The 347-nt window shown below is 51.9% G+C and carries 1 pseudogene; it reads right to left on the reverse strand.

Features of this window, described 5'->3' with window-relative positions:
- Positions 1–335 (reverse strand): annotated as a pseudogene (locus KV696_RS09685) (adhesive domain-containing protein); the annotation flags it as partial.
- Positions 336–347 lie beyond the last annotated feature (12 nt).

The raw sequence follows: 347 nt of genomic DNA on the forward strand, positions 1-347 counted from the left end.
AGCACAAGTGCGGTAGCTTCTACATCAGCATCAACAAGTGCCGTAGCGTCTACATCAGCATCAACAAGTGCGGTAGCCTCTACATCAGCATCAACAAGTGCGGTAGCCTCTACCTCAGCGTCAACAAGCGCTGTAGCCTCTACATCAGCAAGTACTAGCGCAGTAGCCTCTACATCAGCGTCAACAAGTGCGGTAGCGTCTACTTCAGCAAGTACTAGCGCAGTAGCCTCTACATCAGCGTCAACAAGTGCGGTAGCGTCTACTTCAGCGTCAACAAGTGCCGTAGCGTCTACCTCAGCATCAACAAGTGCAGTAGCCTCTACATCAGCAAGCACAAGCGCTGTAGC

The sequence above is a fragment of the Streptococcus humanilactis genome (genome assembly GCF_019448275.1).
In the GTDB taxonomy this organism is placed as follows: Bacteria; Bacillota; Bacilli; order Lactobacillales; family Streptococcaceae; genus Streptococcus; species Streptococcus humanilactis.